This is a genomic window from Devosia sediminis (genome assembly GCF_016411825.1).
Classification (GTDB): Bacteria; Pseudomonadota; Alphaproteobacteria; order Rhizobiales; family Devosiaceae; genus Devosia; species Devosia sediminis.
Genome location: NZ_JAEKMH010000006.1, coordinates 34,431 through 60,696 on the forward strand (window position 1 = coordinate 34,431; position 26,266 = coordinate 60,696).

The 26,266-nt window shown below is 64.6% G+C and carries 26 protein-coding genes; 13 read left to right on the forward strand and 13 right to left on the reverse strand.

Annotated elements, in window-relative coordinates; translation table 11 throughout:
* Positions 1–63: 63 nt before the first annotated feature.
* Positions 64–354: a hypothetical protein gene (locus JEQ47_RS19345; protein WP_198878088.1), complete on the forward strand. Its 291-nt coding sequence runs from the start codon at positions 64–66 to the stop codon at positions 352–354.
* 199 nt (positions 355–553) lie between these two features.
* Here JEQ47_RS19345 and JEQ47_RS19350 read toward each other — a convergent pair whose 3' ends face one another.
* The 7 genes from JEQ47_RS19350 to JEQ47_RS19380 all read right to left on the reverse strand — a co-directional run bounded on the left by JEQ47_RS19350 (position 554) and on the right by JEQ47_RS19380 (position 7,994).
* Positions 554–1,579 carry a peptidoglycan -binding protein gene (locus JEQ47_RS19350; RefSeq protein WP_198878089.1) on the reverse strand — a complete coding sequence of 342 codons (1,026 nt, stop codon included), beginning with the start codon at positions 1,577–1,579 and terminating at the stop codon, positions 554–556.
* Complete coding sequence (locus JEQ47_RS19355; RefSeq protein ID WP_198878090.1) at positions 1,579–2,565, reverse strand: flagellar motor protein MotA; 987 nt, start codon at positions 2,563–2,565, stop codon at positions 1,579–1,581. Before JEQ47_RS19355 ends, JEQ47_RS19350 begins: the two co-directional genes overlap by 1 nt.
* A 134-nt stretch (positions 2,566–2,699) precedes the next feature.
* On the reverse strand, positions 2,700–3,494 hold the full coding sequence (locus tag JEQ47_RS19360; RefSeq protein WP_198878091.1) for an inositol monophosphatase family protein: 795 nt from the start codon (positions 3,492–3,494) through the stop codon (positions 2,700–2,702).
* A 131-nt stretch (positions 3,495–3,625) separates the two neighbouring features.
* Positions 3,626–4,762: a tetratricopeptide repeat protein gene (locus tag JEQ47_RS19365; protein WP_198878092.1), complete on the reverse strand. Its 1,137-nt coding sequence runs from the start codon at positions 4,760–4,762 to the stop codon at positions 3,626–3,628.
* Positions 4,759–5,364, reverse strand: coding sequence for a thiamine phosphate synthase (locus JEQ47_RS19370; RefSeq protein ID WP_198878093.1), 606 nt, complete (start codon positions 5,362–5,364; stop codon positions 4,759–4,761). The genes JEQ47_RS19365 and JEQ47_RS19370 overlap by 4 nt, the downstream gene beginning before the upstream one ends.
* 240 nt (positions 5,365–5,604) lie before the next feature.
* Complete coding sequence (locus JEQ47_RS19375) at positions 5,605–6,633, reverse strand: class I fructose-bisphosphate aldolase (RefSeq protein WP_198878094.1); 1,029 nt, start codon at positions 6,631–6,633, stop codon at positions 5,605–5,607.
* Between the two features lie 158 nt (positions 6,634–6,791).
* Entirely contained in the window at positions 6,792–7,994 is a 1,203-nt protein-coding gene (locus JEQ47_RS19380) for a phosphoglycerate kinase (RefSeq protein ID WP_198878095.1), read from the reverse strand.
* Positions 7,995–8,327: 333 nt separating this feature from the next.
* Between JEQ47_RS19380 and pal the strand changes: the two genes are divergently transcribed.
* The 3 genes from pal (at position 8,328) to tilS (ending at position 11,227) form a co-directional block, all read left to right on the forward strand.
* Positions 8,328–8,792, forward strand: a complete 465-nt coding sequence (gene pal / locus JEQ47_RS19385) for a peptidoglycan-associated lipoprotein Pal (protein WP_198878176.1) — start codon at positions 8,328–8,330, stop codon at positions 8,790–8,792.
* Between the two features lie 171 nt (positions 8,793–8,963).
* Entirely contained in the window at positions 8,964–9,968 is a 1,005-nt protein-coding gene (gene ybgF, locus JEQ47_RS19390; RefSeq protein WP_198878096.1) for a tol-pal system protein YbgF, read from the forward strand.
* On the forward strand, positions 9,953–11,227 hold the full coding sequence (gene tilS, locus JEQ47_RS19395; protein ID WP_198878097.1) for a tRNA lysidine(34) synthetase TilS: 1,275 nt from the start codon (positions 9,953–9,955) through the stop codon (positions 11,225–11,227). Before ybgF ends, tilS begins: the two co-directional genes overlap by 16 nt.
* A gap of 162 nt (positions 11,228–11,389) precedes the next feature.
* On the opposite strand, the gene JEQ47_RS19400 is transcribed toward tilS, so the two are convergent.
* Together JEQ47_RS19400 and JEQ47_RS19405 are read right to left on the reverse strand one after the other, a co-directional pair.
* Positions 11,390–12,094: an anti-sigma factor gene (locus tag JEQ47_RS19400; protein WP_198878098.1), complete on the reverse strand. Its 705-nt coding sequence runs from the start codon at positions 12,092–12,094 to the stop codon at positions 11,390–11,392.
* Positions 12,091–12,642, reverse strand: coding sequence for a sigma-70 family RNA polymerase sigma factor (locus JEQ47_RS19405; RefSeq protein WP_198878099.1), 552 nt, complete (start codon positions 12,640–12,642; stop codon positions 12,091–12,093). The genes JEQ47_RS19400 and JEQ47_RS19405 overlap by 4 nt, the downstream gene beginning before the upstream one ends.
* A gap of 176 nt (positions 12,643–12,818) precedes the next feature.
* Here JEQ47_RS19405 and argB point away from each other — a divergent pair, with 176 nt between their 5' ends.
* Positions 12,819–13,721, forward strand: a complete 903-nt coding sequence (gene argB, locus JEQ47_RS19410) for an acetylglutamate kinase (RefSeq protein ID WP_198878100.1) — start codon at positions 12,819–12,821, stop codon at positions 13,719–13,721.
* An 82-nt stretch (positions 13,722–13,803) separates the two neighbouring features.
* A complete protein-coding gene (locus JEQ47_RS19415; protein ID WP_198878101.1) occupies positions 13,804–14,589 on the forward strand; it encodes a sulfite exporter TauE/SafE family protein in 786 nt (261 codons plus the stop codon).
* Positions 14,590–14,611: 22 nt separating this feature from the next.
* Here JEQ47_RS19415 and JEQ47_RS19420 read toward each other — a convergent pair whose 3' ends face one another.
* Positions 14,612–16,090, reverse strand: coding sequence for an MFS transporter (locus tag JEQ47_RS19420; RefSeq protein WP_198878102.1), 1,479 nt, complete (start codon positions 16,088–16,090; stop codon positions 14,612–14,614).
* Between the two features lie 11 nt (positions 16,091–16,101).
* On the reverse strand, positions 16,102–16,701 hold the full coding sequence (locus tag JEQ47_RS19425) for a TetR/AcrR family transcriptional regulator (RefSeq protein ID WP_198878103.1): 600 nt from the start codon (positions 16,699–16,701) through the stop codon (positions 16,102–16,104).
* A gap of 147 nt (positions 16,702–16,848) precedes the next feature.
* On the opposite strand from JEQ47_RS19425, the gene ilvA reads away from it, so the two are divergent.
* The 6 genes from ilvA (at position 16,849) to JEQ47_RS19455 (ending at position 23,304) form a co-directional block, all read left to right on the forward strand.
* On the forward strand, positions 16,849–18,366 hold the full coding sequence (gene ilvA / locus JEQ47_RS19430) for a threonine ammonia-lyase, biosynthetic (RefSeq protein WP_198878104.1): 1,518 nt from the start codon (positions 16,849–16,851) through the stop codon (positions 18,364–18,366).
* A gap of 168 nt (positions 18,367–18,534) precedes the next feature.
* A complete protein-coding gene (locus tag JEQ47_RS19435) occupies positions 18,535–19,764 on the forward strand; it encodes an aq_1923 C-terminal domain (RefSeq protein WP_198878105.1) in 1,230 nt (409 codons plus the stop codon).
* A 79-nt stretch (positions 19,765–19,843) separates the two neighbouring features.
* Positions 19,844–20,548 (forward strand): pyrimidine 5'-nucleotidase, encoded by a 705-nt coding sequence (locus JEQ47_RS19440; protein ID WP_198878106.1) that lies wholly within the window; start codon positions 19,844–19,846, stop codon positions 20,546–20,548.
* 45 nt (positions 20,549–20,593) lie between these two features.
* Positions 20,594–22,471, forward strand: coding sequence for an ABC transporter ATP-binding protein (locus JEQ47_RS19445; protein ID WP_198878107.1), 1,878 nt, complete (start codon positions 20,594–20,596; stop codon positions 22,469–22,471).
* Complete coding sequence (gene arsC, locus JEQ47_RS19450; RefSeq protein ID WP_198878108.1) at positions 22,471–22,890, forward strand: arsenate reductase (glutaredoxin); 420 nt, start codon at positions 22,471–22,473, stop codon at positions 22,888–22,890. The genes JEQ47_RS19445 and arsC overlap by 1 nt, the downstream gene beginning before the upstream one ends.
* 63 nt (positions 22,891–22,953) lie before the next feature.
* Entirely contained in the window at positions 22,954–23,304 is a 351-nt protein-coding gene (locus JEQ47_RS19455; protein WP_328769688.1) for an ArsR/SmtB family transcription factor, read from the forward strand.
* 2 nt (positions 23,305–23,306) lie between these two features.
* Here JEQ47_RS19455 and JEQ47_RS19460 read toward each other — a convergent pair whose 3' ends face one another.
* Together JEQ47_RS19460 and JEQ47_RS19465 are read right to left on the reverse strand one after the other, a co-directional pair.
* Complete coding sequence (locus JEQ47_RS19460) at positions 23,307–23,654, reverse strand: iron chaperone (RefSeq protein WP_236020998.1); 348 nt, start codon at positions 23,652–23,654, stop codon at positions 23,307–23,309.
* 50 nt (positions 23,655–23,704) lie between these two features.
* Positions 23,705–24,685: a FecCD family ABC transporter permease gene (locus tag JEQ47_RS19465; protein WP_328769690.1), complete on the reverse strand. Its 981-nt coding sequence runs from the start codon at positions 24,683–24,685 to the stop codon at positions 23,705–23,707.
* 575 nt (positions 24,686–25,260) lie between these two features.
* Between JEQ47_RS19465 and JEQ47_RS19470 the strand changes: the two genes are divergently transcribed.
* Positions 25,261–26,247 carry a cation diffusion facilitator family transporter gene (locus tag JEQ47_RS19470; RefSeq protein WP_198878110.1) on the forward strand — a complete coding sequence of 329 codons (987 nt, stop codon included), beginning with the start codon at positions 25,261–25,263 and terminating at the stop codon, positions 26,245–26,247.
* The last annotated feature ends 19 nt before the right edge of the window (positions 26,248–26,266 follow it).

A 26,266-nucleotide genomic window follows, 5' to 3' on the forward strand; every position in this document is an offset into this window, starting at 1 on the left:
GGTCACGCCTCTGTCACCAAATCAGCCTAGGAACTGGCGCTGTTGATATCAGGAGCAACAGCCATGTTCCATGTCACGAGACGCCTCAACGCCAGCCTGCCCTTTGCCTATCTGGCCATCGGCATCTGCCAGGAGCCGTGGCTCCTTCCCCTGCCCGCGCTCCTGATGCTGGGCTTTCTCACCTGGCGGCACCGCCACATCCTCGCCCAGGTTGGCACCGCACCGATCGCCAGTGACGGCTTTGCCAAGCACGTCATGGTCGACGACCTCCTGCGCCTGGGCGGTCAGACGTTGGTCTCGCCGGGGACCTATTTTATCGGCACGATGATTTCGGCGATGTTGGGTGGGTTCTGAAACTCGTGCACGCACCAGCCCGCCCTCGGGCTTGACCCGAGGGCCGCTCACCATGATCACCGAACTTTTGGTTCAGGCCTCTAGAGGCCCCAGGGTCAAGCCCGAGGGGGGAATCGTGTATGAGGAAAGGCTGGCCCGGCCCTTCGCTGGCTCAGGGCGTGATCGGCTCAAATTGCTCCACCGGAGCAATTTGAGCCGATCACCCCTCCGTCAGCTTGAATTCGATGCGGCGGTTGCGGCGATAGGCGTCTTCGGTTTCGGCCGGGTCAAGCGGGGTGAACTCGCCAAAACCGGCGGCAACGAGGCGATTGGGCGACACGCCGCGCGACACCAGATACTGCGCCACGGAAATGGCGCGTGCCGCCGAAAGCTCCCAGTTGGACGGGAAGCGCTCGTTTGAAATCGGGCGGCTGTCGGTATGCCCGTCGATGCGCAGCACCCAGTTGATGTCGGACGGGATTTCGGTTTCGAGCTGCAGGATGGCATCGGCCAGTGCATCGAGTTCCGGCCGTCCGCCCGGATCGATATCGGCCTGGCCCGGATCGAACAGCACTTCGGACTGGAACACGAAGCGGTCGCCCACGACCCGCACATCGGCGCGATCCTCGAGGATTTCCCTCAAGCGGCCGAAGAAGTCCGAGCGATAGCGTGCGAGGTCCTGCACGCGCTGCGCCAGGGCGAGGTTCAGCCGGCGCCCGAGATCGGCGATCTGGGTCCGCGATTCCGCGTCGCGCGACTCGGAGGCTTCGAGCGCCGCTTCCAGCGCCCCGATCTGCGTGCGCAGTGCCGCCAGTTGCTGATTGAGCAGCGCAACCTGCGCATTGGCCTCGTCCGAGAGGGCCTCGGCCTCGAGCAGGTCCGATTCCAGTCCCGCAATGGTGGCGTCGCGATCGCCAAGGCCGGTGCCGATGCCGGCCAACTGGCTCGCCAGGTCCTCGTTTTCCGACTGGGCACCGGCCAGCGTCGCGGTCAGCGTTGCCAGTTGCGCCGTGAGATCGTCGGAATTGGCGCGCTCGAGCTGCAGGAGGTCGGTCAGCTCGGCGATCTGGCTGTTGAGGCGGGAAAGCGCGGTGTCGCGGCCCTGCAGTTCCTGGCCGAGGAAGAACTGGGTCAGCATGAACAGCGAGAGCATGAAGATGATGACGAGCAACAGGCTCGACAGGGCGTCGACAAAGCCCGGCCAGTAATTGGCTTCCTGTCTGCGGCGGGCACGCGCTCCGGGCATCAGTTCCTGCGCTCGTTATCGGCTTCGTTGAGCATGGCCTCGATGAGATCGCGCAGCTTCTTGTTGGTCTCGCCCTGCTCGGTGATGTATTTGCGCAAATCGTCCTGCTCGGTGCGGATATGCTTGACCAGCCCGTCAATGCCGCGCGCCAGTTCGGCCATGGCGCGAATGGCGTTCTGCGAGGAGTTCTGGTTCTGCATGTTGGCGCCGAGTTTTTCGATCGCCGCCGTCATGTCAGGCCCGCCGGCATTGGCCTGCATGGCGCTGACCGGGTGGTCGAGCTCGGTCATCGAGGTCATCCAGTCCTCGAGATCGGTATAGAACGCGTTCTGCGCCTGGCTGGTCTGCAGGTCGAGGAAACCCAGGATAAGCGAGCCGGCCAGACCGAACAGCGAGGACGAGAAAGCCGTGCCCATGCCGCCCAGCGGAGCGGCCAGGCCCTCGCGCAGGGTGGCGAACTGCGAAGCCGTGTCGCCCGCCGAGACATCGAGCGCATTGATGACCCCGGCCACCGAGCCCACCGTTTCGAGCAGGCCATAGAACGTACCCATCAGGCCCAGGAACACCAGGAGGCCGGTGAGGTAGCGCGAGGTGTCCTTGGCCTCGTCGAGGCGATTGCCCACGGAATCGAGGATGGAGCGCATCGAGGACGGGGTGATGACCGCCTCGCCGATCCGCTCGCGCAACAGCCCGGCGACCGGGGCCAGCAGCACCGGCGGCCGCACCGTGGTTGCGGTTCCGTCTTGGAGCGAATTGACCCATTTCACCTCGGGGAAGAGGCGGAAAATCTGCCGGAAGCTGAGGAATATACCGACGGCCAAGGCGAAAAAGATCATCGAGTTGATGAACGGATTCGCCCAGAAGAAGGTGATGATGTTGGTGAACAGGATAGCGGCGACGAGGCCCACCAGAACCAGGAAGATGATGATCTTGACCAGATAAACGGCCGGGCTGGAGAGGTGGTAGGGATCGTAAGTCTGCGTCATCTTTGCCGAACCTTGCCCCTCTCGCGCAAATCAACTGCCCTGGAGACTAGAGGCGGCCGAAAGGCGTGACAACGGAAAAGGTTAACGATGACGTATGGCGAGATCGGGGCGGCACCCGGGTCGCCCCGCTCCGGTTACTGAATGGTCCGCAGCGTCTTGAGCAACTGACCGTGCAGGGTTTCGTTGCCGGCGACGATCTGGCCGTTCCAGACCGAGCCTGGCTGGCCGGCAAAATCCGAGACGAGGCCGCCGGCTTCCTTGACCAGCAGGAGGCCCGGAGCCACATCCCAGGGCTTGAGGCCGGCTTCCCAGATCCCGTCGAACCGGCCGGAGGCCAGCCAGGCCATGTCCACCGAGATCGAACCCGAGCGGCGGATGCCCGCAACGGCCGGATTGACGGTGGCGAGCTGGCGGAGCTGCAGCGTGTCATTGCCGGTGCCCTGGGTCTTGATGCCGGTGGAGATCACCGCATCCGACAGGTGGCGGCGGCCGGCGACGCGCAGGCGCTTGGTATCGGCGAGCCAGGCGCCACCGCCCTTTTCAGCGGTATAAAGCTCGTCCATGACAGGGTTGTAGATCACCGCGGCCACGATGTCCTCGCCGCGCTGCAGCGCGATGGCCACCGCGAACAGCGGAATGCCATGGAGGAAATTTGTGGTGCCGTCGAGCGGATCGATGATCCAGGTATGCTGGCCGTCAGTGCCGGCGACTTCCCCGCCCTCTTCCATGAGGAAGGCATAGGTCGGGCGCGCCTTGCGCAATTCGTCATAGACGATCTGCTCGGCCCTGAGGTCGGCCTTGGAAACGAAATCGGCCGGGCCCTTGCGGGACACCTGCAGGTTCTCGACCTCGTTGAAATCGCGCGACAGCGACTTGCCGGCCTTGATGGCGGCACTGACCATGACATTGAGAAGGGCGGAACGTGCCATGAAAAGTGTGCTCGCTAGCTCATGCGGATCAGCCGGGCCGCGCAGGAAAGCTGCCGGCCGGCTCGGGGGCCGCAGGGCCCCACCGCTGGTTTGAAGTGTGGCGGGCTTATTGCCCCAGAACCGTCAGCGGTTCAAGGGTCTTGCGCCGCGCCGGGCTCAGGGTCGGCCGGCTCTGCGTTCTCCGCAGCGCCGGTGGCATCGTCGGTTACCGCTTCCTCCGCCTGCGGGTCGACCACCTGGCTGGGTGCATTTTCGGCATCGGTCGGCGCCGGCAGCACAGGGCCTTCCACCGCCTCAGGGGCGGGCTGCGCAGGAGCCGCACTGGGCGGCGGCGACGGCCAGAACCGTGCCCGCTCCTCGGCCCGCGCCAGCGCTTCCGCCGGGATCGAGATCAGCAGGCGGTCGAGGTCGGGATCGGTCAGGCCCTGCCGCCGGGCCAGCGCCCGCCACATCGCCGCTTCCTCGAGGTCGAGCGTGATGCCCTCGCCCACGGCCAGGAGCTTGGCATAGCGGTTCTGCGCCACGACGCTGCCGCCTTCCGCGGCAATGCCATACCAGCGCGCTGCTTCTTCAATGTCTTGGGCGACGCCCTGCCCGAGATAGAGCAGCGTCGCATAATCAACCTGCGCATCGATCAGCCCGGCCTCGGCGGCCAGTTTCATGTAGCGCGCACCCTCTGCCGCGTCCGGAGCAACGCCCGCCCCTTCGAGCAGCATGGCGCCATAGTCATAGAGCGCCTCGGGCAGTTCGGCGTCGGCCGCTTCCTTCATCAGGGTCGCAGCGGTGGCAAGGCTTGGTTCGACATAGACGCCTTCGACATGCAGCAGCGCCAGATTGTATTTCGCCGGTATATAGCCTGCATCGGCCGAGGTCTTGAACAGTTCCGCCGCACGCTGCCTGTTGCGCGGCACCCCGGTGCCGGACTGGTAGAGCATGCCCAGTTCGAACGTGGCGAGCCGGTCGCCATTGCGCGACGCCAATTGATACCAACCCGCCGCCCGCTCCGCGCTCTGCACCACGCCCAGGCCACGCGCATAGATTTCGGCGATCAGCGTCTGGGCAGCGGCGTCGCCCTGCTCGGCGCGCGGCAGCGCCAGCTCCAGCGCCGTCAGGTAGTAGCCGCGCTGGAAGGCACCAAAGGCCTGGTCGACGGGATGGCGCGGCCCGAAGACGTCGCTGCTGATCGCATCGGCAGCATTGTTCTGGGCCAGGGCCGGCAGTGAAACAGCGCAGAGAAGGGGGATGAGGAGCCTTGAGATGAGTTTCATGAAGACGCCTTGACCGCCTTGTCGAACCCCGCCAGTGCCGCAGCCGCATCCGGCGCCGCCCACACGCAGTCGGACAGCGCGATGAATTCCGCTTCAGTCGTCCCGACGAGGCTCGTTTCCGCCTTGGGGTCGGAGAGGATGGCGGGCACCTCGAATGTCTCGGCCCACCACTGGGCCAATTCGGCCGCCTGCGGGTCCACTGCCCCACCCAGCGTGCCGAACATGACATAGTCGACGTCGAGCTCGCCAAAACTCATCGCGTCATGGCGGCTGCGAATATTGCCGGCCCCGACAATGCCGTCGGGCTTGAGCGTCGCAACCGCGGCGCGGATCGCCTTCACCCCGCCGGACGAAACATGCACGCCATCAGCGCCCAGCCGCGCGGCGAGTTCGGCATCGTCTTCGAGCAGCACCGCAGCACCGGCCGCCTGCCCGATCTGGATCAGCCGCTCGGCAAGGCTTGCATAATCGGCCTCGCCCAGCCCGCCACGCCGCACCAGCAATGCCGCCACGTCCGGGCCCGACAGGACACCCATGAGCTGGCGCGGAAACTGTTCCAGGTTCGGAGTGTCCGGCGTAATGAGATAGAGCTGCGGAGCCATGATGTCCCTGGGTGAAGACGACGCTGTTCTGGTTCTGTCGCCCTTCCGAACCGCAGGATTGCCAGCCCTGCCGGAAGCGCTCCCTATGCTGCCATTTTGGCAAGAAAGGGACATGCCTCAATAGGGGATGCACCCCGCCTTAGGCAATGGCGGAAGCCAAAACGAAAGGCGCGCGCTCCACTGGGGAGGCGCGCGCCAGGCCGCGACGTTGGGTTCGCGGGGAAAAGTCAGCCGCAGCTATCAGGCAGCCCGGTCGAGATCATTGCTCCATTCGCCGGTCGCGGCGAGCGAATTCATATGGGCGCGATGGGCGAAAGCCTGGCGGGCAGCCGGGAAATTCTCGCGCCGCCCGGCCCAGGTGCGGAGCGCCACGTTCTGCAGGGCCCGGCCATAGGAGAAGGTCATCGGCCAAGGCTTGCCGCCGATGCGGTTCATGGCCGACAGGTGCGCGGTCGCTTCTTCGTCGGTCTGGCCGCCGGAAAGGAACGCAATGCCGGGCACAGCCGCCGGCACGTGCTCCTTGAGCACCTCGACGGTGCGGCGCGCCACTTCCTCGACGCTGGGGCGTTCGCGCGAATTGATGCCCGGTAGGATCATGTTGGGCTTGAGCAGCATGCCGGCGAGATCGACACCAGCGAGGCGCAGTTCCTTGAAGACGTTTTCGAGCACGTCGCCAGTCACCTGGGCGCAGCGTTCCAGCGAATGATTGCCGGGCTCGCCGTCGCCCACCACTTCCGGCTCGACGATCGGCACGATCCCGGCTTCCTGGCAAAGCATGGCATAGCGGGCCAGCGCATGGGCATTGGCGCGGATATTGTTGCGGGTGGGCGCGATGTCGTTGATGGTGATGACCGCGCGCCACTTGGCAAAGCCAGCGCCCAGTTCGGCATAGTGGGTGAGGCGCTGGCGCAGGCCGTCGAGGCCCTCGGTGATCTTTTCATTGCCCTCGCCGGGCATGGGGAAGGCGCCGCGGTCCACCTTGATGCCGGGGATCACATCGGCATCGGCGAGGATAGCGCGGAACGGCGTGCCGCTGGCCGCTTCCTGCTTCAGCGTTTCCTCGGTGAGGATGACGCCGGAAATATACTTGGTCATGGCTTCCGACGCGCCGAACAGCATCTCGCGATAGTCGCGGCGCAGTTCGAGCACGTTGGGCAGACCGATCTTGTCGAAGCGCTTGCCGATCGTGCCTTCGGATTCGTCGGCGGCCAGGATACCCATGCCGGGGGTCATGAGCTTCTGGGCAATGGCATTGAGCGACTTCGTCATGGGATCTGCACCTCGGGTCTGAATTGGGCGCCAGATTAGACTTTCGTCGCCGCCCTTTCGATTAGACCTCCGGTTATGAGACGAAAGGATGATCTTGTATGGAAGATTGAACAGGAACTTTTGCCGCGAAGCGCGAAGGCCCCTTGGCAACGGCCCCTTTACTTCTTGAGCGCTTCGACGCCCGGCAGCGGCTTGCCTTCCATCCACTCAAGGAAGGCGCCGCCGGCAGTGGACACATAGGTCAGCTTGTCCTTGACCTCGGCATGGGCCAAGGCGCTCACCGTGTCACCGCCACCGGCCACCGAGACCAGATGCCCGTCATGCGTACGCTTGGCGACATGCTTGGCAATGGCAACCGTGCCGGCGTCGAAAGGCTCCATCTCGAAGGCGCCGACCGGGCCGTTCCAGACCACGGTATGGGCGTCATCGATGGCCCCGTTGATGCGCTCGATCGAGGACGGGCCGATATCGAGGATCATGCCATCTGGATCGACGGCATCGACGCCATAGAGTCGGGTCGGCGAATTCGCCTTGAAATGCCAGGAGACCACGGCATCGATGGGCAGGATGATGGCGCAATTGGCCTTCTCGGCCTTGTCCATGATGCGGCGCGCCGTATCGGCGAGGTCCTTCTCGCACAGCGACTTGCCGACGCCATAGCCCATGGCGAAGAGGAAGGTGTTGGCCATGCCGCCGCCGATGACGAGGCCATCGACCTTGGTCACGAGGTTTTCGAGAAGGTCGATCTTGGACGACACCTTTGCGCCGCCGACAATGGCGACGACAGGCTTTTTGGGCTTGCCCAGGCCCGCTTCGAGCGCCTTGAGCTCGGCTTCCATGGCAAGGCCCGCTGCGGCCGGCAGCAGATGCGCCAGCGCTTCGGTCGAGGCATGGGCGCGATGCGCCGCCGAGAAGGCGTTGTTGACATAGACATCGCCCAGGCTCGCCATGCGCTTGGCCAGTTCGAGGTCGTTCTCTTCCTCGCCCGGATGGAAGCGGGTGTTTTCCAGCACCAGCACCGAGCCGGCAGGCGCCTGGTCGATGGCCGCCTTGGCGGCACTCACATCCACCCAGTCGGTTGCGACGAAACCGACCGGATGACCGGTCTCGTTGGCGACGGCTTCGCAGACCTGCTCGAGCGAGAATTCCGGATCGACCTTGCCCTTGGGGCGGCCGAAATGGCTGAGCAGAATGGCCTTGCCGTCCTTCTTGACGATTTCGCGGATGGTGGGCACGAGCCGCTCGATACGGGTGGCATCGGTCACTTTGCCCTCGGCGACCGGCACGTTGAGATCGGCCCGGAGCAGAACACGCTTGCCCGTCAGGTCGAGTTCGTCGAGCGTCTTGAAGCCATTGCCCATGGTGCTGCCTCCGGTCGGAAAGTGTTGCGCGCTGGGTTAGCAGAGTGCCACGCCGCGCGGAAGCCGGAACAGCAAAAAACCGGCTTGCTCAGGACCTCTCCAGCAGTCTCGCGAGCGCGGGGGGCTTAACCTTAATGGAGTGGCGGCCGGGCGCTGTTGCACCATGGCAACGCCACAAAAAAGCCCGGATTCCCGCCACATCGGCGCCCCATTAGCCGAAGATTAACCCTCTCTGCACACCGGCTTTTAAGATTAAGCGCGGTAAATGCTGCGCTTAAGATTGTAGTCTTTCAGGAGCCTCACGTGGTCATCCCCGCACCCCTCAATACCGTTATGCGCGCTGCCGCGATGATGCTTTTCGTCGTCGTGATCGCCGCCTGTTCCCGTTCCGCCACCGACAATGTCGGCCTCACCGGCGTGGGCAATACCGGCGCCGGCGCGCCGGGCAGCCAGCAGGAATTCATCGTTACCGTTGGCGACCGCGTCTTCTTTGAAACCGATTCCAGCTCGCTGACCTCGGAAGCCATGGCTACCCTGGACAAGCAGGCCCAGTGGCTCAACCAGTACCAGAACTATCGCGTCATGATCGAAGGCCATGCCGACGAGCGCGGCACCCGCGAATACAACATCGCCCTGGGCGCCCGTCGCGGTTCGGTCGTGGTCAACTATCTCGTGTCCAAGGGCGTCAACGCCCAGCGCATCACCACCCAGTCCTTCGGCAAGGAACGTCCGGTGGCGATCTGTAACGACATTTCCTGCTGGAGCCAGAACCGCCGCGCGGTCACGGTCGTGCAGTAACAGAACGGCTTTCCGGGAAACCGGAGAGCCCACGCGATCCAGTGCGAACTGGAGGCAAGAAGCGCCCGGAGCCACAAAATGGCCCGGGCGCTTTCTTTTCACCAAAATTGCTCTTTATCGCCTCATGGGGAATACCCATCTTGGCCGGGCAAGGCACAATCGGAGGCAGGCTTGACGCAATCCAGACTTAGCAAATTCGGTCGCGCGGCGCTCTGCGCGCTCGGCGTCGGCCTGAGCGCCCCGGCGGTCAGCGCCCAGACCATCTATCCACCCGGCGAACTGAGCGGCCTCACCTTCAACAATGATGGTGGCCGCATCCTCGTCGCCCAGGCCGACAGCGCCCAGCTCATGGTGCGCATCCAGCAGCTCGAAGAGCAGATCCGCCTGCTCAACGGCCAGGTCGACGGCCTCACTTTCCAGCTCACCCAATTGCAGGAAATTCTCAACCGCTTCCAGGAAGACGCCGATTTCCGCTTCCAGGCGCTGGAAGGCGGTGCTGGGGGAAAAACTGATGCGGCAACCCAACCGGGCGGCGCGACGCAGCCCGAGGCGTTGCCGCAGACCCCGGCTCCTACCGAAACCGACGTCCCGATGACCGACATTCCCGAGCAGGGCGTGCAGCCGCTGCCGGGCGAGGTGGAATTCGATCCCACATTCGACGACGGCACGGTCCCGCCCTCCGCCGACCCGCTTCTGGGCACCGGTCAATCGGGCGGCGTCGACCTCATCACCGGCCAGCCGCTGGACCTGAGCTACAACCCGGCCACCGCCGCCACCGGCAATCCCGACGCCGATGCGCAGTATCGCGCTGGATACGAGGCCCTGGTGGCCGGCAATTACGAGTTTGCCGAGCAGCAGTTCGCCCAGTTCATCGAACTCTATCCGGACAATGCGCAGGTGATGGATGCCAGCAACTGGCTGGGCGAGGCCATGATTGCCCGCGGCGGTTATGCCGAAGCGGCAGACGTGCTGGTCGACGCCTACCAGAACGACCCCGACCACCCGCGTGCGCCCGACCTGTTGCTCAAGCTCGGCGTCTCGCTGGCCGGTGTCGGCGAGCGGGAAACGGCCTGCCGCACCTTTGCGGAAGTCTCGACACGCTACCCCAATACCATTCCCGCATTCCAGGCGCGTCTTGCCGAGGAAAAGGCCAAGGCTGAATGTCCGCCGGCCTGACGCCCGACCTGGGCGATCCGAACGTGCTGGCGCGCCTCTTCGCGCCGGCCGCCGGACACGGGAAACTGGGCCTGGCCGTGTCAGGCGGGCCCGACAGTCTTGCCTTGATGCTGCTGGCGCAGCGCTGGCTGGAAACGCAGGACAATGGACCCGAACTGGTCGTCTACAGCCTCGACCACGCGCTGCGGCCCGAGGCGCAGGACGAGGTGGCCATGGTGCTCACCACCGCGAAGCGCCTCGGGCTTGAGGCCCGGGGCTTGCGCTGGGACGGCGCGAAACCCGATTCTGGTCTGCAGGAAGCGGCAAGGCAGGTCCGCTACCGGCTGATTGGCCAGGCCATGCAGGCCGACGGCGCCACCCTGCTGATGACGGCCCATCATCGCGGTGACCAGGCCGAGACCGTGCTGATGCGCCTTGCCCATGGCAGCGGCATCGAAGGGCTCAAGGCCATGGTGCCGCTGAGCCAGGTCGAGGGCGTCGCAGTCTTCCGCCCGCTGCTCGATGTAGAGCCGACAAGTCTGGCGGCGCTGGTGGACGAAGCCGGCCTCACTCCAGCGCGCGACCCGTCCAATGTCGATCCGGCCTATGAGCGTGTGCGCTGGCGCAAGCTCATGCCGGCGCTTGCGGCCGAGGGCCTGGACAGCTCCGCCCTGTCACGGTTCGCAGCCCGCATGGGCGAGGCCGATGCTGCCTTGGCGCAGCTTGCCGATGCAGCCTTCGCCGAACTCGTCGTGCTGGATGGATTTGGCGCCGCCAGCGTGCCGCGCAGTGCTTTCCATGCATTGAGCCCGGCGATCGGCCGGCGCCTTCTCGGCCGCATTCTCAACATCGTCGGCGGCCGGCAAAAGCCGCGGGCACTCGGACAGGTCGAACGGCTCTACGACCAGATCGCGGAGGGCGACCTGCCGCGCGCCGCGACCCTCCTGGGGGCGGTGGTGCGCCTCAAGGGGGAGACGCTCCTCGTCTCGCGCGAGCCCGGCCGCGCTCTGCCTGAAGACATCATCCTCATGCCCCGCCAGAAGCTGGTCTGGGACCAGCGCTTCCTCATTACCAACGTGTCCGACGACATCGACCTTGTGGCCGGCGCCACCGACTTCATGCCTCGCCACCGGCTCGAGGATTTCCTCGGCTTCAAGGTGACCACCCCGGCCGAAGCCATCCGCACCGCTCCCCTGGTGCGCGACGCCGAGGGCGGCGTATTGGCCCTGGGCGGCTGGTCCTTCGACGACCGGGTCAAGGTAGAACTGCTGATCGACTGAGGGGCAATCACCCCACCCAAGCTCCGCTATGGCTGACGCCAAGCTTCTGCTCCCTCCCCCTCAAGGGGAGGGAGCAGAAGAACCGAGCATTCTGGGCCCTGCGCCTCCCTCCCCTTAAGGGGGAGGGAATGAGGGTGGGATGAAACCATCCTCACGTTTCAACTAAATCTGGTGCACTTCGCCGGCCGCGACCACCGGGCCGGTGGGCTTGCCCTCCGGCGCACCGCCCTTGGGCTCCACGGTAATGGCCAGCACCGAGCCTTCGCCCCAGCCTGCCATGATCTCTTCGGAAATCTCGACTTCCGAGCGTTCATTGACCGGAATGACGCCCATGGAAATGGGGTCGGCCCCGCCCTGGATAGCCCAGAGTTCGAGATCTTGCTCGCTCGTCACATCGCCCGAGAGCGCCGTCAGCCGCACCGTGCCGGCGCCGTCGTAGAGCGCCAAGAAGCGCACGTCGCTGCCCTCGGCCTCGAGCGCCGCCACCAATTGGGTGGTGAGCGCCGTGACGCTGGGCGCCGGCCGCATGACATTGAACCCGATGGCCGCCACGGCCACCGCCAGCGCGCCGGCGGTAATGCCGCGCCACAGCGCCAGGCTTTCCCACACAGACGGTTTCTTTTCCACCCCGAACAGCCGTGCCTCGATGCGTTCGAGCACATGGGCCGGGGTCGCCACCTCGGCGAATTCTCCATCAAGCGCCGCAAAGCGCGCCGACCAGAAATCGCGTTCGCGCTGCAGCGCTGGGTCGGCCTCGATCTGGCGGCCGATGCGCTCGTGGTCAGCCGGCCCGAGCAGCCCCAGGACGTACTCTGCCACCAGCGCCCCGCGCCGGTCTCCTGCACTGTCGTCCCGATCGTCGCTCATGCCGTCAGACACTCTCTCAGCCGAATAAGGCTGCGTCGCAGCCAGGTCCTCATCGTATTGAGCGGCACGGCAAAACGCTGCGCCAGCTCCTCGTAACTATAGCCGTCGAGATAGGCCCCGCGCACCGCGTCGGCCTTCTCGGCATCGAGCTGGGCCAGGCACGCCTCGATACGCGCTCCGTCCTCGCTCGCGGCAGCCAGCCGCTCGGGATTGGGCGCCGCATCCGCGATGTCGAGGGCCGCATCGATGTCCTCGCCGGCCGGCCGCCGCGCCCGCAGCATGTCCAGCGCGTGGTTGCGGGCAATAGCCACCAGCCAACTGATGGGAGAATACTGCCCCGCGACAAATCTGTCGGCCCGCTGCCAGATCTTGATATAGACTTCCTGGATCGCCTCTTCGGCTTCCGCTCGGTTTTTCAAGATACGCAGGACCACGCCGAACAGTTTCGCGCTGGTGCGTTGATAGAGCGTACGGAACGCGGTCCGGTCGTGCAGCGAACAGCGCGCGATCAGATCTGCAATGTCGGCACTGGCGGCTTGCACGGCCATGGTCAGGCACCCTCCTCGCGCAGACTGGCCTGCGCGTCCCATTCGCACAACGAGAATAGGGCAAAATTGGATCAAGGCGCCGCAAAAAACTTGGCCTAAAGCCGTTTCATCGCAACCGGAAATCGACTAGACCCTTTTTCCCGAAAGACAGGCCTTGCCAGGGAGCCGCGAACACAATGACCGATCAAGCCTCCGAGACCGACCGGTTCAGCCATGATGCCGGCATCCTTGCCCAGGCCCTGCCCTATATGCAGCGCTACGAGGGCAAGACCGTCGTGGTGAAATATGGCGGTCACGCCATGGGCGATCTCAAGCTCGGCCAGGCCTTTGCCCGCGACATCGCGCTGCTCAAGCAATCCAAGGTCAACCCGATCGTCGTCCATGGCGGCGGGCCGCAGATCGCCTCCATGCTCAAGAACCTGGGCATCGAATCCAAGTTCGAGGGCGGACTGCGCGTCACCGACAAGCGCACCATGGAAATCGTCGAGATGGTGCTGGCCGGCTCCATCAACAAGGAAATCGTCGCCCTCATCAATGCCGAAGGCGAATGGGCCATCGGCCTGTGCGGCAAGGACGGCAACATGGTCTTCGCGCGCAAGGCCGAAAAGAAGGTCATCGACCCGACCTCCAATATCGAGCGCGTGCTCGATCTCGGCTTTGTCGGCGAACCGGTGGAAGTCGACCGCACCCTGCTCGACCTTCTGGCGCGCTCGGAGATGATCCCGGTCATCGCCCCGGTGGCCCCCGGCCGCGACGGCAACACCTACAATATCAATGCCGATACCTTTGCCGGCGCCATTGCCGGCTCGCTCGGCGCCAAGCGTCTCCTGTTCCTCACCGACGTGCCCGGCGTGCTCGACCGCGATGGCAAGCTGATCCCGGAACTGACGGTGCGCGATGCCAAGGCGCTGATCGCCGACGGCACCATTTCGGGCGGCATGATCCCCAAGGTCGAAACCTGCCTCGAAGCACTGGACAATGGCGTCGAGGGTGTCGTCATCCTCAACGGCAAGCAGCCGCATGTCGTGCTGGTCGAACTCTTCACCGAATTCGGTGCCGGCACGCTGATCGTCCGCTAGGCGCCGGCAAAATCACGCGACGAACCTTTTCTGCCCCAGCGTGTTAACTCATGCCTGGCATCCGCCAGCTTGGGGGGCTCTGATGGGGTCGGAATTCTTTATCTTCATGGCGGTGGGCTTTTTCGCCCAGATCGTGGACGGCGCCCTGGGCATGGCATATGGCGTCGTTTCCTCCACCATGCTGCTTAGTTTTGGCGTACCGCCCGCGGCGGCATCGGCCAGCGTCCACGCAGCCGAGGTTTTCACCACGGCCGCTTCGGCCACCAGCCACTGGCGCAACAAAAACATCAACTGGCCCCTGTTCTGGCGCCTCGCCCCGGTCGGTGTGCTGGGCGGCGTCCTGGGCACCTATGTGCTCACCTCGGTCGATGGCGACATGATCCGCCCCTTCGTGACCGTCTATCTCGGCCTCCTGGGCGTCTTCATCCTCTATCGTGCCCTGCGCGACCACGGCCCCTACAAGGAACCGCGCACCGGCATCGTGCTGCCGCTTGGCGTCGCCGGGGGCTTCGTCGATTCCGTTGGCGGTGGCGGCTGGGGACCCATCGTCACCTCGAGCCTCATCGGCTCGGGCGGCGCGCCGCGCTATGTCGTGGGCACTGTCAACGCGGTCGAGTTTTTCGTTACATCAGCGGTTTCGGTCGCATTCCTGACGGCGCTGCTCACCGGCCACTGGTCGGAAGCCGAAGAGATCAACCGTTACTTCTGGGCGGTGGCCGGCCTTGTCGTCGGCGGCCTCGTCGCCGCTCCCCTCGCCGGCTTCGTGGTGCGCTGGCTGCCTGGCAAGAGCCTCATGCTCTTGGTCGGCATTCTGGTCATTGCGCTTGCAGGCTACCAGGCCTGGGAATTGTTCTCCGGGGCGGAGTAGGACGCCGCCCCGGAGTAGCGCGTCAGGCCTCGACCACCACCGGCGACGGCCCGCCATGCTCCTTCGGGTTTGATGGCCGGAAGCGGAAGGCCAGCAGCAGCACCAGCACGAACGAGATCACCTGGTACCAGAGCGCCAGGGACGCTGCTTCGGCAAAAGCGGCGTTGGGCGCCTGGCCAGCCGCGAAATTCCCGGCAAGCTCGGTGAAGAAAATCTGCCCGACAATGGCGATGCCGATCGCCCCGCCCACCTGCTGGAAGGCCTGCAGCGCGCCCGAACCGGCCCCCGCATCACGCGGTGGCACGTTGCGGAGGACGAGCTGGAACAGCGACGAGAACCCGGTGCCCAGGCCAATCCCGGCGATCAGCAGCGGCACGAGGAAGCTCCACGAATTGATCGTGTCGCCGGCGCTCTGGATCACGAAATGAAGCCACAGGATACCGCCAGCCAGCATGGCCCCCGCCGCCGCGACACGCGCCCGCAGATAGTGCGAGCCGAAGCGTGCCGCGATGAACGAGGCCAGCAACACGCCCACCGAGAACGGCGTATTGGTCAGGCCCGACTGCAGCGGCGAAAAGCCGAAGCCGGACTGGAGCAGCAGCGAGATCACCATGAACATGCCCGGAATGCCCGAGGCGTAGATGGTGACCACAAGGGCGCCGAACATGTAGTCGCGGTTGCGCAGCAGGTCGTAGTTGAGAAGCTGCGGCTGTCCCTGGGCCGCCCGGTGGCGCTGCCAGAGATAGAATGCGCCGATCAGCGCGAGACCTGCCCCGATCAGGAGCCATATCCACAGCGGCCAACCGAGCGGCTCGCCCTCCACGATGCCATAGACAATGGCGACGATGCCGGCCCCGAAAAGACCAATGCCCACAAAGTCGTTCCGCAGTTCGCCGTGGCCCGGCAGGCGCGGGATCAGGAACCAGCCGGCAATAATGGCGACGATGCCGATCGGCACGTTGACAAGGAAGATCGGTTCCCAGTCCATGCCGAACAGTTGCGCGTCGATCAGCACGCCGCCCAGGATCGGGCCGCAGACCGAGGCAAGACCCGCCGAAAGCCCGAACAGCGAGAAGGCTTGCCCGCGCTCTTCGGCCGGGAAGGTGACGGTGGCGATGGCCAGTACCTGCGGCGCCATCATCGCGCCTGCCAGCCCCTGGATGACGCGGGCCGCGATCAGCATCTCGATCGAGCCAGAAAGCCCGCATAGCGCCGATGCGGCGGTAAAGCCGACAGCACCCCAGAGAAACATCTGCGTGCGCCCGACGATGTCGCCCAAGCGCCCGAAGGGAAGCAGGCCCAGGGCAAAGGCCAGCACATAGGCGGCGACCACCCACTCGATCTGGCTGTCGGAGGCTCCAAGGCCTTCCCGCATCGACGGCAGCGCCACATTGACGATGGTCACGTCGATCAGGTTCATGAAATTGGCGATCAGCAGCACGGCTGGCGACAGCCAGCGGCGCGGATCGGGTGGCGTGGCCGTTGCGGCCGCATAAGTCATCTTGATTATCCTCAGGTAGTGGACGAACGCCGGAACGCCCGTTCGATTTCGGCAAAAAGGGCGGGAGCCGGCCCGAACTTGCCGCTTGTGCGGGCATATTCGGAAAGGGCTCCGGTAATCAGCAGCGCGCCGGCCTTTGGATCGAGGTCGGTGCGAAACGAGCCATCCTCGGCACCGAGCGCCAGGATTTCGGCGATCTGGCGACGCCAGAAGTCGCCCATCGGCGCCATGATGGCGGAGATGGCCTTGTCGCGGCGGGCACGTTCGGTCAGCTCGGCCATGACGACGATGAGGTCGGGCGCTTCTTCCATCGTCTCGGCGAAGTCGGCAAATTCCAGGCGAAGCAGTTCAAGCCCGGTCTTGCCGTCGCGGGGGTGCCGGGCCGCCTGCACCTTGAAGTCGTCGCGGATGCTTTCGGCCACGAGGCCAATCAATGCCTCCTTGCTCGGCACGTGGTAGTGCAGCGTGGCGATATTGATCCCCACCAGGGCCGCGATGTCGCGGGTCCGAAGACCTTCAAGGCCTTTCTCGACGATAAGTTGGCGCGCAGCCTTGCCAATGGCCGCCCTGCGTCCCTCGCCTGTTTCCCGCTTTATCTGATCCGTTTTCATGCACTGGCTCTACACAGGCTGCAGTCATTAATCAATCACTTGATTGATAACGGGCAGCAATGCCTGGGCTGCATGGCTTATCGGACGTGGCGTTGACATTTCCTGTCAGGAAGCGTCCATCAGCCCCGTATCCAGGAAAGCCGTGCCATGACTGATTATGTCCGCAAGATCCTGACCTCATCGGTCTATGAAGTCGCCGAGCAGACCCCGCTCGAACCGATGGACCTGCTGTCGACCCGGCTTGGCCACACCATTCTCGTCAAGCGCGAGGACCTGCAGCCGGTCTTTTCCTTCAAGATTCGCGGCGCCCACAATCGCATCGTCCACCTCAGCGCCGACGAACGCGCCAGTGGCGTCATCTGCGCTTCGGCTGGCAATCATGCGCAGGGCGTGGCCCTGTCGGCGACTCGGCTGGGCATCCGTGCCATCGTCGTCATGCCGACCACCACCCCCGCCATCAAGGTCAATGCCGTCCGGCGTCTCGGCGGCGAAGTGGTGTTGTTCGGGGACGGCTTCGATGCCGCCCGCGCCCACGCCTCAGGCCTTGCCGAGCGGCACGGCTATGTTTTCGTCCACCCTTTCGACGATCCCGATGTCATTGCCGGCCAGGGCACGGTGGGCCTCGAACTGATGCGCCAGCACCCCGAACCCATCGGCGCCATCTATGTGCCCGTCGGGGGTGGCGGCCTCGCCGCCGGCATTGCCAGCTTCGTCAAATTCCTCAGGCCCGATATCCGCGTCATTGGCGTCGAACCGGAAGAGGCGGCAAGCATGAAGGCCGCCATCACGGCCGGTAGGCCAGTGCCGCTCGATCAGGTCGGGCTCTTTGCCGATGGCGTCGCCGTGCGCCAGGTGGGCGACGAGACCTTCCGGCTCTGCCGCGAACTGCTCGACGACATCGTCACCGTCACCGCCGACGAGATCTGCGCCGCTATCAAGGACATTTTCGACGACCACCGCGCCATCACCGAGCCGGCCGGCGCGCTGGCCTTGGCCGGTCTCAAGCGCGACATCGAGCATGGCAGGGCACCCGAGGGCGCGCTGATCGCCATCAATTCGGGCGCCAATGTCAATTTCGACCGCCTGCGCTACGTCGCCGAACGCGCAGAAATCGGCGAGCGCGCCGAGGCGCTCCTGGCCGTCACCATACCCGAACAGCCCGGCTCCTACCGCGCCTTCATTCGCCTCATCGGCAATCGCGCCATTACCGAGTTCAACTATCGCTACGCCCCCGGCGCCAGCGCCCATATTTTCGTGGGCATCAAACTCTCGGGCGGCGATGCGGAAAAGCACGAAATCATCGCCCTGCTCGAAGCGAGCGGCCTCGAGGTCGCCGATCTCACCGATAACGAGGTGGCCAAGCTGCATGTGCGGCACATGGTGGGCGGACGCGCCGCCGGCCTCGCCGACGAAAGGGTGTTCCGCTTCCAGTTTCCGGAGCGCCCGGGCGCCCTGCTCAAATTTCTCGAAGGGCTGAACGACGCCTGGAACATCTCGCTGTTCCACTATCGCAACCACGGCGCCGATTATGGCCGTGTGCTGGTGGGCATCGAAGTGCCGGCCCAAACCGAGGCCGATCTCATCGCCCATATCGACGCTATCGGCTTCCCCTATTGGGACGAGACCGAAAATCCGGCCTATCGTCAGTTTCTGAAATCTGCCTGAACCATCAGCGGTCTGAGACATTAGGTTGAAATAAACCCCGTCTATAGCAGGCGGACTTATTTCCGCCACGCCCCCATTGCTTTTGATGGGGTGAGGGGCCATCTGTCGACCAACCGCGCGGGGTGGAACTGCCCTGTCCGTGCGAAGTCATATCGAGGGAAAAACTAGATGATCGGGACGATCAAGACTACTGGCCTGTTCGCAGCAACGGGCCTCGCCACCATCATGCTCATGCAGCCGGCAATGGCCCTTGAAGCCGACGCTTTCGTCGAGCGCATCGCCACCGTCTATCAGGCCATGGGCTATGACCTGACGTTTGGCGAAGCTACGCTCGAAGGCGATACCATCACCGTCGACGGCGTCACGGTCGGTCTTGCCGGCGTCGAAGAGCCGATGGTGCTCGACACCGAGCTGACCTTTACCGGCGTCGTTGAATACGACGATGGCAGCTACACCGCCGAAAGCCTGACCGTTCCCGATATCGACACCGAATTTGCTACCGATCCGGTCGGCCACCTGACCCTGTCCGACATTGTCGCGGAAGATCTCTGGCTGCCCGCAGACGGCGATACCAGCTCGCTGGCCCTGCTGCAGACTGTCGGTCGCATCGCCACCGGTCCGCTGACCATCACCCGCGATGGCGCCGAAGTCATCAAGATCGACAGCATGGAAGCGGCTTCCGACTTCACCTATGCCGACGACGACAGCCTCGAATCCCTCGTTTCGACCCTCGCCATCACCAATATCTGGGCTGATCTGAGCACCGTCGGCGAAGAAGAACCGGAAGCCGGCGCCATCATTGAAGCTCTCGGCCTCACCAATATCAGCGGCAACATCACCCAGACCATGAGCTGGACGATGGCCGACGGCCATATCGTGATCGACGAGTTCCTGTTCGACTTCGCCGATGTCGGCGCGCTGGACATCAAGGCCGATTTCTCGGGCTTCACCCCGGCCATGCTCGACAAGGTCTATGCGCTGCAGAACTCGGATCTCGATCCGACCAGCGAAGAGGCCCAGGCCCAGCAGATGATGGCCGGCATGGAAATCGCCCAGGCCCTGACCATTGCCAGCGCCTCGATCCGCTATGACGATGCCGGTCTTGCGCCCAAGCTGCTCGACCTGTTCGCCGCCCAGTCGGGTGCCGACCGCGCCACTTTCGTTGAAGGCCTCAAGGCAACGCTCCCGGCCATGATCGCCGAAAGCGGCATTCCCGCCCTGGCCGACGTCGTCGTGCCGCCGGTTTCGGAATTCCTCGACGATCCGCAGAGCCTCGAGATCGCCATTAACCCGGCCACCCCGACCAGCCTTCTCGTCCTGGGCGCCGCCGCCTCGAATCCGGCGAGCCTGATCCAGGCTCTCGGCCTCACCGTGACGGCCAACCAGAAGACCAAGTAACGCAAACGTGGCGGGGCCTTCGGGTCCCGCCCGCCCCGGCACTGATGAAGCCTTCATGCTTTTGTGCCAGACTGCAGCCATGACCGCGCTCGCCACACCATCCAGCACCAGCCTTGCCCACGTCACCGAATGGGTGTTCGACCTCGATAACACCCTCTACCCGCGTGAGTGCAATCTGTTCGCGCAGATCGATACGCTCATCACCAATTATGTGATGGACGTCACCAAGCTCGATTTCGCCAGCGCCCGCGACCTGCAAAAAACCTATTATCGCGACTTCGGCACCACGCTGAACGGGCTGATGCAGCGCCACGCCATCGATGCGGACCACTTCCTCAACACTGTCCACGCCATCGATTATTCGCCCGTCGATCCCCATCCGGATCTGATCGCCGCCATCCAGGCCCTGCCCGGCCGCAAGTTCATCCTGACCAATGGCGATACCGGTCATGCCCGCTCGGTGCTGCGGCGCCTGGGCGGCGATCATCTGTTCGAACATGTGCACGACATCCGCGCCATGACCTTCGTGCCCAAGCCGCATCGCGCCGCCTATGATGGCTTTTTCGCGCTCCATGGCATCGACCCCAGGCGCGCCGTCATGTTCGACGATCTCGAGAAAAACCTCGTCGTGCCGCACGAAGTGGGCATGGCCACCGTGCAGGTCGTGGCCGGCGATGACTTTGCCCATGACCAGGTCGAAGCCTGGGAACTGGGCCGCTCCACCGGGCCGCATGTGCATCATGTCACCGCCGACCTTGCCGGTTTCCTGCGAAACCTGCGCTAGCCGCGCCCTATTCCCGAGCGGGATGGGACTCACTACATTGGTCCCATGACCGATCTTCCCGGACGGCGCCCGCCGCCAATTCCCGAAACCGCACCGACCATTCGCGAGCAGTTGGAGAATTTCCGCCTGCTGGGCCGGTTGCTGGTGCAGATCTGGCGCACCAGCCCACCGCTGGCCGTTGCCAGCGTCGTCCTGCGCCTTATCGGCGCGCTCCAGCCCATTGCCATGCTCTGGGTCGGCAAGCTCATCATCGACGACGTCGTGCGCCTCTCGGGCATCACCCCGCCCGGCCCCGAAATCGCCGACTGGTGGGCCAGCGGCGAGCTCAGCCACGTCCTCGGCCTCCTGCTGATCGAACTGGCACTGGTCGTCGGCATCGACATCGTCAACCGGGCGATGAACCTCGTCGATTCCATCCTCACCGAACTTCATTCCAACCAGATGAGCGTCGAACTCATGTCCCATGCCGCGCGGCTGGACTTGCGACATTTCGAAAGCGCCGAATACCAGGACCGGCTCGAACGCGCGCGCCGCCAGGCCGCCGGCCGCAATGCCCTCCTCTCGGTGCTGTTCGGCCAGGCGCAGAATGTCATCACCGTCGCCACCCTCGCGGCCGGCCTCTTCGTCTACGCGCCCTGGCTGATCCTCCTGCTGCCCGTTTCCTTCATGCCGGCCGTCCTGGGCGAAACCCGCTTCAACCAGCTCGCCTATTGGCTGTCGCGCTGGCGCACCCCCGAGCGGCGTGAACTCGAATATATCCGCTATATCGGCGCCACGCCCGAAACCGCCAAGGAAATCAAGCTCTTTGGCCTGGGGGATTTCCTCGTAGAGCGCTTCAGCACCCTGGCGCATACTATCTTCGTCGAAAACACCCGCGTCGCCCGCCAGCGCGCCTTCTGGGGCGCCATCTTCGCGGCCATCTCCACCGTCACTTATTATTTTGCCTATGCCTTCATCGTCTGGCGCACCATTACCGGCGATTTCACCATCGGCGACCTGGCCTTCCTCTCGGGCTCGTTCCTGAGGCTCAACGGCCTCTTCCAGGCGATCCTGCTTGGCTTCACCCAGGTCGCGGCGCAGTCCATGTATCTCGACGACCTGTTCTCTTTCTTCGAGATCGAGCCCGGCATCATGTCCCCCGCCGTGCCCGTCGCCTTCCCCGCGCCGCTCAGGCAGGGCATCCGCTTCGAGAATGTCGGCTTTCGCTATCCCGATACCGATACCTGGGCGGTCCGCAATCTCAGCTTCGAGCTCAAGGCCGGCGAGACCCTGGCTCTCGTGGGCGAGAACGGCGCGGGCAAGACCACAATCGTCAAGCTTCTGACCCGCCTCTACGATCCCGATGAGGGCCGCGTCACCATCGATGGCATCGACCTGCGCGATCTCGCGCTCGAGGACATCCACGCCAATATCGGTGTCATCTTCCAGGACTTCATCCGCTATTCGCTGACCGCCCGCGACAATATCGCCGTCGGCCGCATAGCCGCGCGCGAAGATGCGGACCGCATCGACCGCGCCGCCGAGCAAAGCCTGGCCGATGGCGTCATCGCCAAGCTGCCCAAGGGCTATGACCAGCAGTTGGGACGCCTCTTCCGTGAGGGCCGCGATCTTTCGGGCGGCGAATGGCAGAAGGTCGCCATTGCCCGCGCCTATATGCGCGACGCCGAGCTCATCATCCTCGACGAGCCGACCGCCGCTCTCGACGCCAAGGCCGAGGCCGAGGTCTTCGCCCGCTTCAAGGGCCTCGCCCACGGCAAGACCGCCGTCATCATCTCGCACCGTTTCTCGACCGTGCGCATGGCCGACCGCATCCTCGTGCTGGATGGCGGCGCCATCCTGGAAGCCGGCACGCATGAGGAACTGGTAGCCATGAAGGGCCGCTATGCCGAACTCTTCGAATTGCAGGCAGCGGGGTATCGCTGATGACCGTGACGATCCTCCACAATCCCGATTGCGGCACGTCGCGCAACACGCTGGCGATGATCCGCGGCGCCGGTATCGACCCCGAGATTATCCTCTATCTCGAAACGCCGCCTGATCGTGCCCGCCTCGTCGATCTCATCAACCGCGCCGGACTTTCGGTGCGGGAGGCCATCCGCATCAAGGACACGCCCTATTTCGCGCTTGGGCTGGACAACCCGGCCCTGTCGGATGCCGAACTGATCGAGGCCATGCTGGCCGATCCCATCCTCATCAACCGGCCGCTTGTGGAAACGCCGCATGGCGTACGCCTCTGTCGGCCATCGGAGGTCGTTCTCGATATCCTGCCTGAGGCCTTGGGCATTCCCTTCACCAAGGAAGATGGAGAAGTGGTGATCGACGCCGCCGGCAGGCGCATCTGACTGGCCAGAGGCGGCAAAGCGCCCTAATTATTGCTCCAGCAAGCCCTCATCGGACACCTGCCCGTGCCCCTGCCCGACGACCACTATCTCACCGTCATTGCTGAAACCTACCGGCTCCTGGGCGATCCGACGCGCCTCAAGGTCGTCTTGACCTGCCTCGAAGGACCCATTGCCGTGGGCGATATCGCCAAGGTGACAGGGGCCAGCCAGTCCTTGGTCAGTCATCACCTGCGCCTGCTGCGCGCCGCGCGCCTCGTGCGCGGCACGCGCCGCAACAAGCAGGTTTTCTATGAGGCCGCAGACGACCACATCGCCCGCATGCTGCGCGATATGATCGAACACGCCATGGAAGAGCACGACACCGGCGAAGACGATATCGACCTGCCCGCCGCTACAGGGCCGGCGGGCACCTGAGATCATCGAGGCGCGGCACGCGCCGACGCCTGGGCCAGATCGATCACCAGCGTCTCCGGAATGGGCCGCATGGGTGGAAAGGTGACACCCGTCTTGCTTGGTTTCAGCCCCGCGGCCTTGAGCTCATCCGCATATTCGCTCAGCGCCTCGGCCGCGCAGTAAAACCCGCACTGCTTGGCAAAGGCGGCATAGCTGGCGACCACCTTCGAGCCGACCCGGAAGCCGGGCATGTTGTACATGATGACTTGCTCCGCGTCCGGCAGGGCCTTGGCGATCAGCCCGCGCAGCCGCTCAAGTTCGGCACGAAACGGTTCGGGTGCAGCGGCGATATAGTCGTCGTGGGTTTTCATCTCTGTCATCGTGCCAGCATGCGACGCAGGTGCCGCTGGCGCAAGTCGCGTCAGCCCAGCCGCTGGCTCCGTCGCATCAACAGGATGAAGAACAGGCCGCCAACCAGCCCAGTGATCACCCCCAGGGGCACGTCCTGCGGGGGAATGACGATACGCGCCACCATGTCTGCCAGCACGAGGAAAATCGCGCCCACCAATGCCGACAGCGGCAGCACCCGCCGATAGTCGCCACCCACCACCATCCGCACCAGATGTGGGATCATCAGCCCGACAAAGGAAATGACCCCGGAAAAGGCCACGGCGGCCCCGGTGAGCAGGGCGCAGACCACGAACACGACCATGCGGAACCGTCCGGCGGGTATCCCCAGCGTCGTTGCGGATTCGTCGCCAAGCGTCATGGCGTTGAGGTAGCGGGCATTCCACATGAGATATCCGCCACCGGCCACGAGGGCGATCAGGGGATAGGGCAGTTGCGCCCATTGTGACAGCCCCAGGCCTCCCAGCATCCAGAACACCACCGTATGAGCCGCCCTGGGGTCGCCCAGAAAGATGCCCAGGCTGCCGAGCGAGGTGACAATGAAGGATATGGCGACACCGGTCAGCACCAGGCGGCTGGCATTGGTCGCATTGGTGAGATTGGCCACGCCCACGACCAGGACGGTCGTCGCCAGCGCCCCGGCAAAGGCAAAGAGCGGCACGGTGACGAGCCCGAGAAACATGCCGGTATGGAGCAGCACGATGATGGCGCCCAGTGCGGCGCCCGATGAAATCCCGAGCAGATGCGGATCGGCCAACTGGTTGCGGGTCACCGATTGCAGCGCTGCCCCCACCAGGGCCAGAATTGCCCCGACAATGGCGCCAAGGATGATGCGCGGCAGGCGCACCTCCCAGACAATATTGTCCCGTCCGGCGGACCACGTCACCTCGACGCTCCCGGGCACGAGGTGACTGGCGACGACGCTCCAGACCACATCGAGCGGAATGCCGACAGCACCGATGCTGACGCCGAGCATCATCACGACGAGAAGCACTAAAACCAGCCCCGCCGTCAGCAGGGGCAACCCATGCAGGATCAGGTGGCGGGGACCGGCGACGAGGTGTTTGTGCGACTTGGCAAACTGGGGGCCGGCAGCGAGGCCGCCCCTTCTTCTTTAGGTGGCGTGGAAAGCCGCAGCGAGGCGCTTGATCGCCTCGATGTTGCGCGGTCCTCTCTCTCGCTCATCCTTCCGCTCCGTCTCCCTCGCCACTTGCCTCGTCCCCTGCCTCGCCTTCCTCTTTCTCCATCCGCCGCTGTCTTCTTGTCCGGCCGCCGTCTCACTCTTGCTTCTTTCCATCCCGTCCTTCCCTCACCGTCTCCCTCGCCCCTAGCCATTCCCCTCGCCCCTATCCATCCCCCCTCCCCTTGCCATTCCCCTCGCCCCTATCCATCCCCCCCTCCCCTTGCCATTCCCCCTCCCCTTGCCATCCCCCTCCCCTTGCCATCCCCCTCCCTGCCAAGACCCTCCCCCTGCCGCTCCTCTTGCCTCTTGCTGCTCACCCTCACAAACCCTCTTGACAACTTCACATGAATGAATGTTCATATGTAGAAGTGAACAAGGAAGCTGTTATGGCCGCGCATGACCATACCCATGGTGACGACCACTCTCACCATGACCATCACGATCACGCCGGACATGACCACGATCACGCCGGCCACAGCCACGCGCCAAAAGTCAGCAAGGGCAATGAGCGGGCGGTGCTGATCGGCCTCTGCCTTACCGGCGGCTTCATGGTCGCCGAAGTGGCTGGCGGCCTACTCTCGGGCTCATTGGCGCTGATCGCCGATGCCGGCCACATGCTGACCGATACGGTCGCCCTGTTTCTCGCCTGGCTCGGTTTCCGCCTTGGCAGCCGCCCGGCTGATGCGCGTCGCAGCTTCGGCTATTCCCGCCTCGAAGTGCTGGCCGGTCTCATCAACGCACTCACCCTCTTCGCCCTGGTCGGCTGGATCGCCTATGAGGCGGTGCAGCGCTTCTTCAACCCCGAAGAGGTGCTGGCAGGGCCCATGCTGGTGGTCGCCGTACTTGGCCTCGTGGTCAATCTCGTGGTCTTCCGCATCCTCTCGGGGGCCGACAAGGATCACGTCAACATCAGGGGCGCGCTGCTGCATGTGCTGGGCGACCTGCTCGGTTCTGTGGGCGCCATCGCCGCCGCCCTCATCATCTGGCTGACCGGCTGGATGCCCATCGATCCGATATTGTCCGTTGTTGTCAGCCTCCTCATCCTCAGGAGCGCTTGGGGCCTTCTCACCCGCACCTTCAACATCCTGATGGAAGGCGCACCCGATGGCGTCGACCTCGATCGCCTCGCGGCGGACCTCAAGGGCACCGTGCCGGACCTTGCCAACCTGGGGCACCTGCATGTCTGGTCGCTGTCCTCGGGTCAGGCCATGGCGACGCTCGAAATCGCCCTCGCCCAGGATGCGGACCCGGCCACCGTCACCGCCGCGGTCAAGCAGCGGCTCGCCGAAGAGCACAACATCGGGCACGCCACCGTCGAGATCGACTGGAGCGGCACCTGCGGCCAGTGCATGGCCTCGCCATCCGCCGCCTAGCTCACCGCCGCCCGCAATC

Coding starts and splice junctions, on each gene's coding strand:
- JEQ47_RS19345 (WP_198878088.1), top strand. CDS start 64: ATGTTCCATGTCACGAGACGCCTCAACGCCAGCCTGCCCTTTGCCTAT.
- JEQ47_RS19350 (WP_198878089.1), bottom strand. CDS start 1,579: ATGCCCGGAGCGCGTGCCCGCCGCAGACAGGAAGCCAATTACTGGCCG.
- JEQ47_RS19355 (WP_198878090.1), bottom strand. CDS start 2,565: ATGACGCAGACTTACGATCCCTACCACCTCTCCAGCCCGGCCGTTTAT.
- JEQ47_RS19360 (WP_198878091.1), bottom strand. CDS start 3,494: ATGGCACGTTCCGCCCTTCTCAATGTCATGGTCAGTGCCGCCATCAAG.
- JEQ47_RS19365 (WP_198878092.1), bottom strand. CDS start 4,762: ATGAAACTCATCTCAAGGCTCCTCATCCCCCTTCTCTGCGCTGTTTCA.
- JEQ47_RS19370 (WP_198878093.1), bottom strand. CDS start 5,364: ATGGCTCCGCAGCTCTATCTCATTACGCCGGACACTCCGAACCTGGAA.
- JEQ47_RS19375 (WP_198878094.1), bottom strand. CDS start 6,633: ATGACGAAGTCGCTCAATGCCATTGCCCAGAAGCTCATGACCCCCGGC.
- JEQ47_RS19380 (WP_198878095.1), bottom strand. CDS start 7,994: ATGGGCAATGGCTTCAAGACGCTCGACGAACTCGACCTGACGGGCAAG.
- pal (WP_198878176.1), top strand. CDS start 8,328: ATGCGCGCTGCCGCGATGATGCTTTTCGTCGTCGTGATCGCCGCCTGT.
- tilS (WP_198878097.1), top strand. CDS start 9,953: ATGTCCGCCGGCCTGACGCCCGACCTGGGCGATCCGAACGTGCTGGCG.
- JEQ47_RS19400 (WP_198878098.1), bottom strand. CDS start 12,094: ATGAGCGACGATCGGGACGACAGTGCAGGAGACCGGCGCGGGGCGCTG.
- JEQ47_RS19405 (WP_198878099.1), bottom strand. CDS start 12,642: ATGGCCGTGCAAGCCGCCAGTGCCGACATTGCAGATCTGATCGCGCGC.
- argB (WP_198878100.1), top strand. CDS start 12,819: ATGACCGATCAAGCCTCCGAGACCGACCGGTTCAGCCATGATGCCGGC.
- JEQ47_RS19415 (WP_198878101.1), top strand. CDS start 13,804: ATGGGGTCGGAATTCTTTATCTTCATGGCGGTGGGCTTTTTCGCCCAG.
- JEQ47_RS19420 (WP_198878102.1), bottom strand. CDS start 16,090: ATGACTTATGCGGCCGCAACGGCCACGCCACCCGATCCGCGCCGCTGG.
- JEQ47_RS19425 (WP_198878103.1), bottom strand. CDS start 16,701: ATGAAAACGGATCAGATAAAGCGGGAAACAGGCGAGGGACGCAGGGCG.
- ilvA (WP_198878104.1), top strand. CDS start 16,849: ATGACTGATTATGTCCGCAAGATCCTGACCTCATCGGTCTATGAAGTC.
- JEQ47_RS19435 (WP_198878105.1), top strand. CDS start 18,535: ATGATCGGGACGATCAAGACTACTGGCCTGTTCGCAGCAACGGGCCTC.
- JEQ47_RS19440 (WP_198878106.1), top strand. CDS start 19,844: ATGACCGCGCTCGCCACACCATCCAGCACCAGCCTTGCCCACGTCACC.
- JEQ47_RS19445 (WP_198878107.1), top strand. CDS start 20,594: ATGACCGATCTTCCCGGACGGCGCCCGCCGCCAATTCCCGAAACCGCA.
- arsC (WP_198878108.1), top strand. CDS start 22,471: ATGACCGTGACGATCCTCCACAATCCCGATTGCGGCACGTCGCGCAAC.
- JEQ47_RS19460 (WP_236020998.1), bottom strand. CDS start 23,654: ATGAAAACCCACGACGACTATATCGCCGCTGCACCCGAACCGTTTCGT.
- JEQ47_RS19470 (WP_198878110.1), top strand. CDS start 25,261: ATGGCCGCGCATGACCATACCCATGGTGACGACCACTCTCACCATGAC.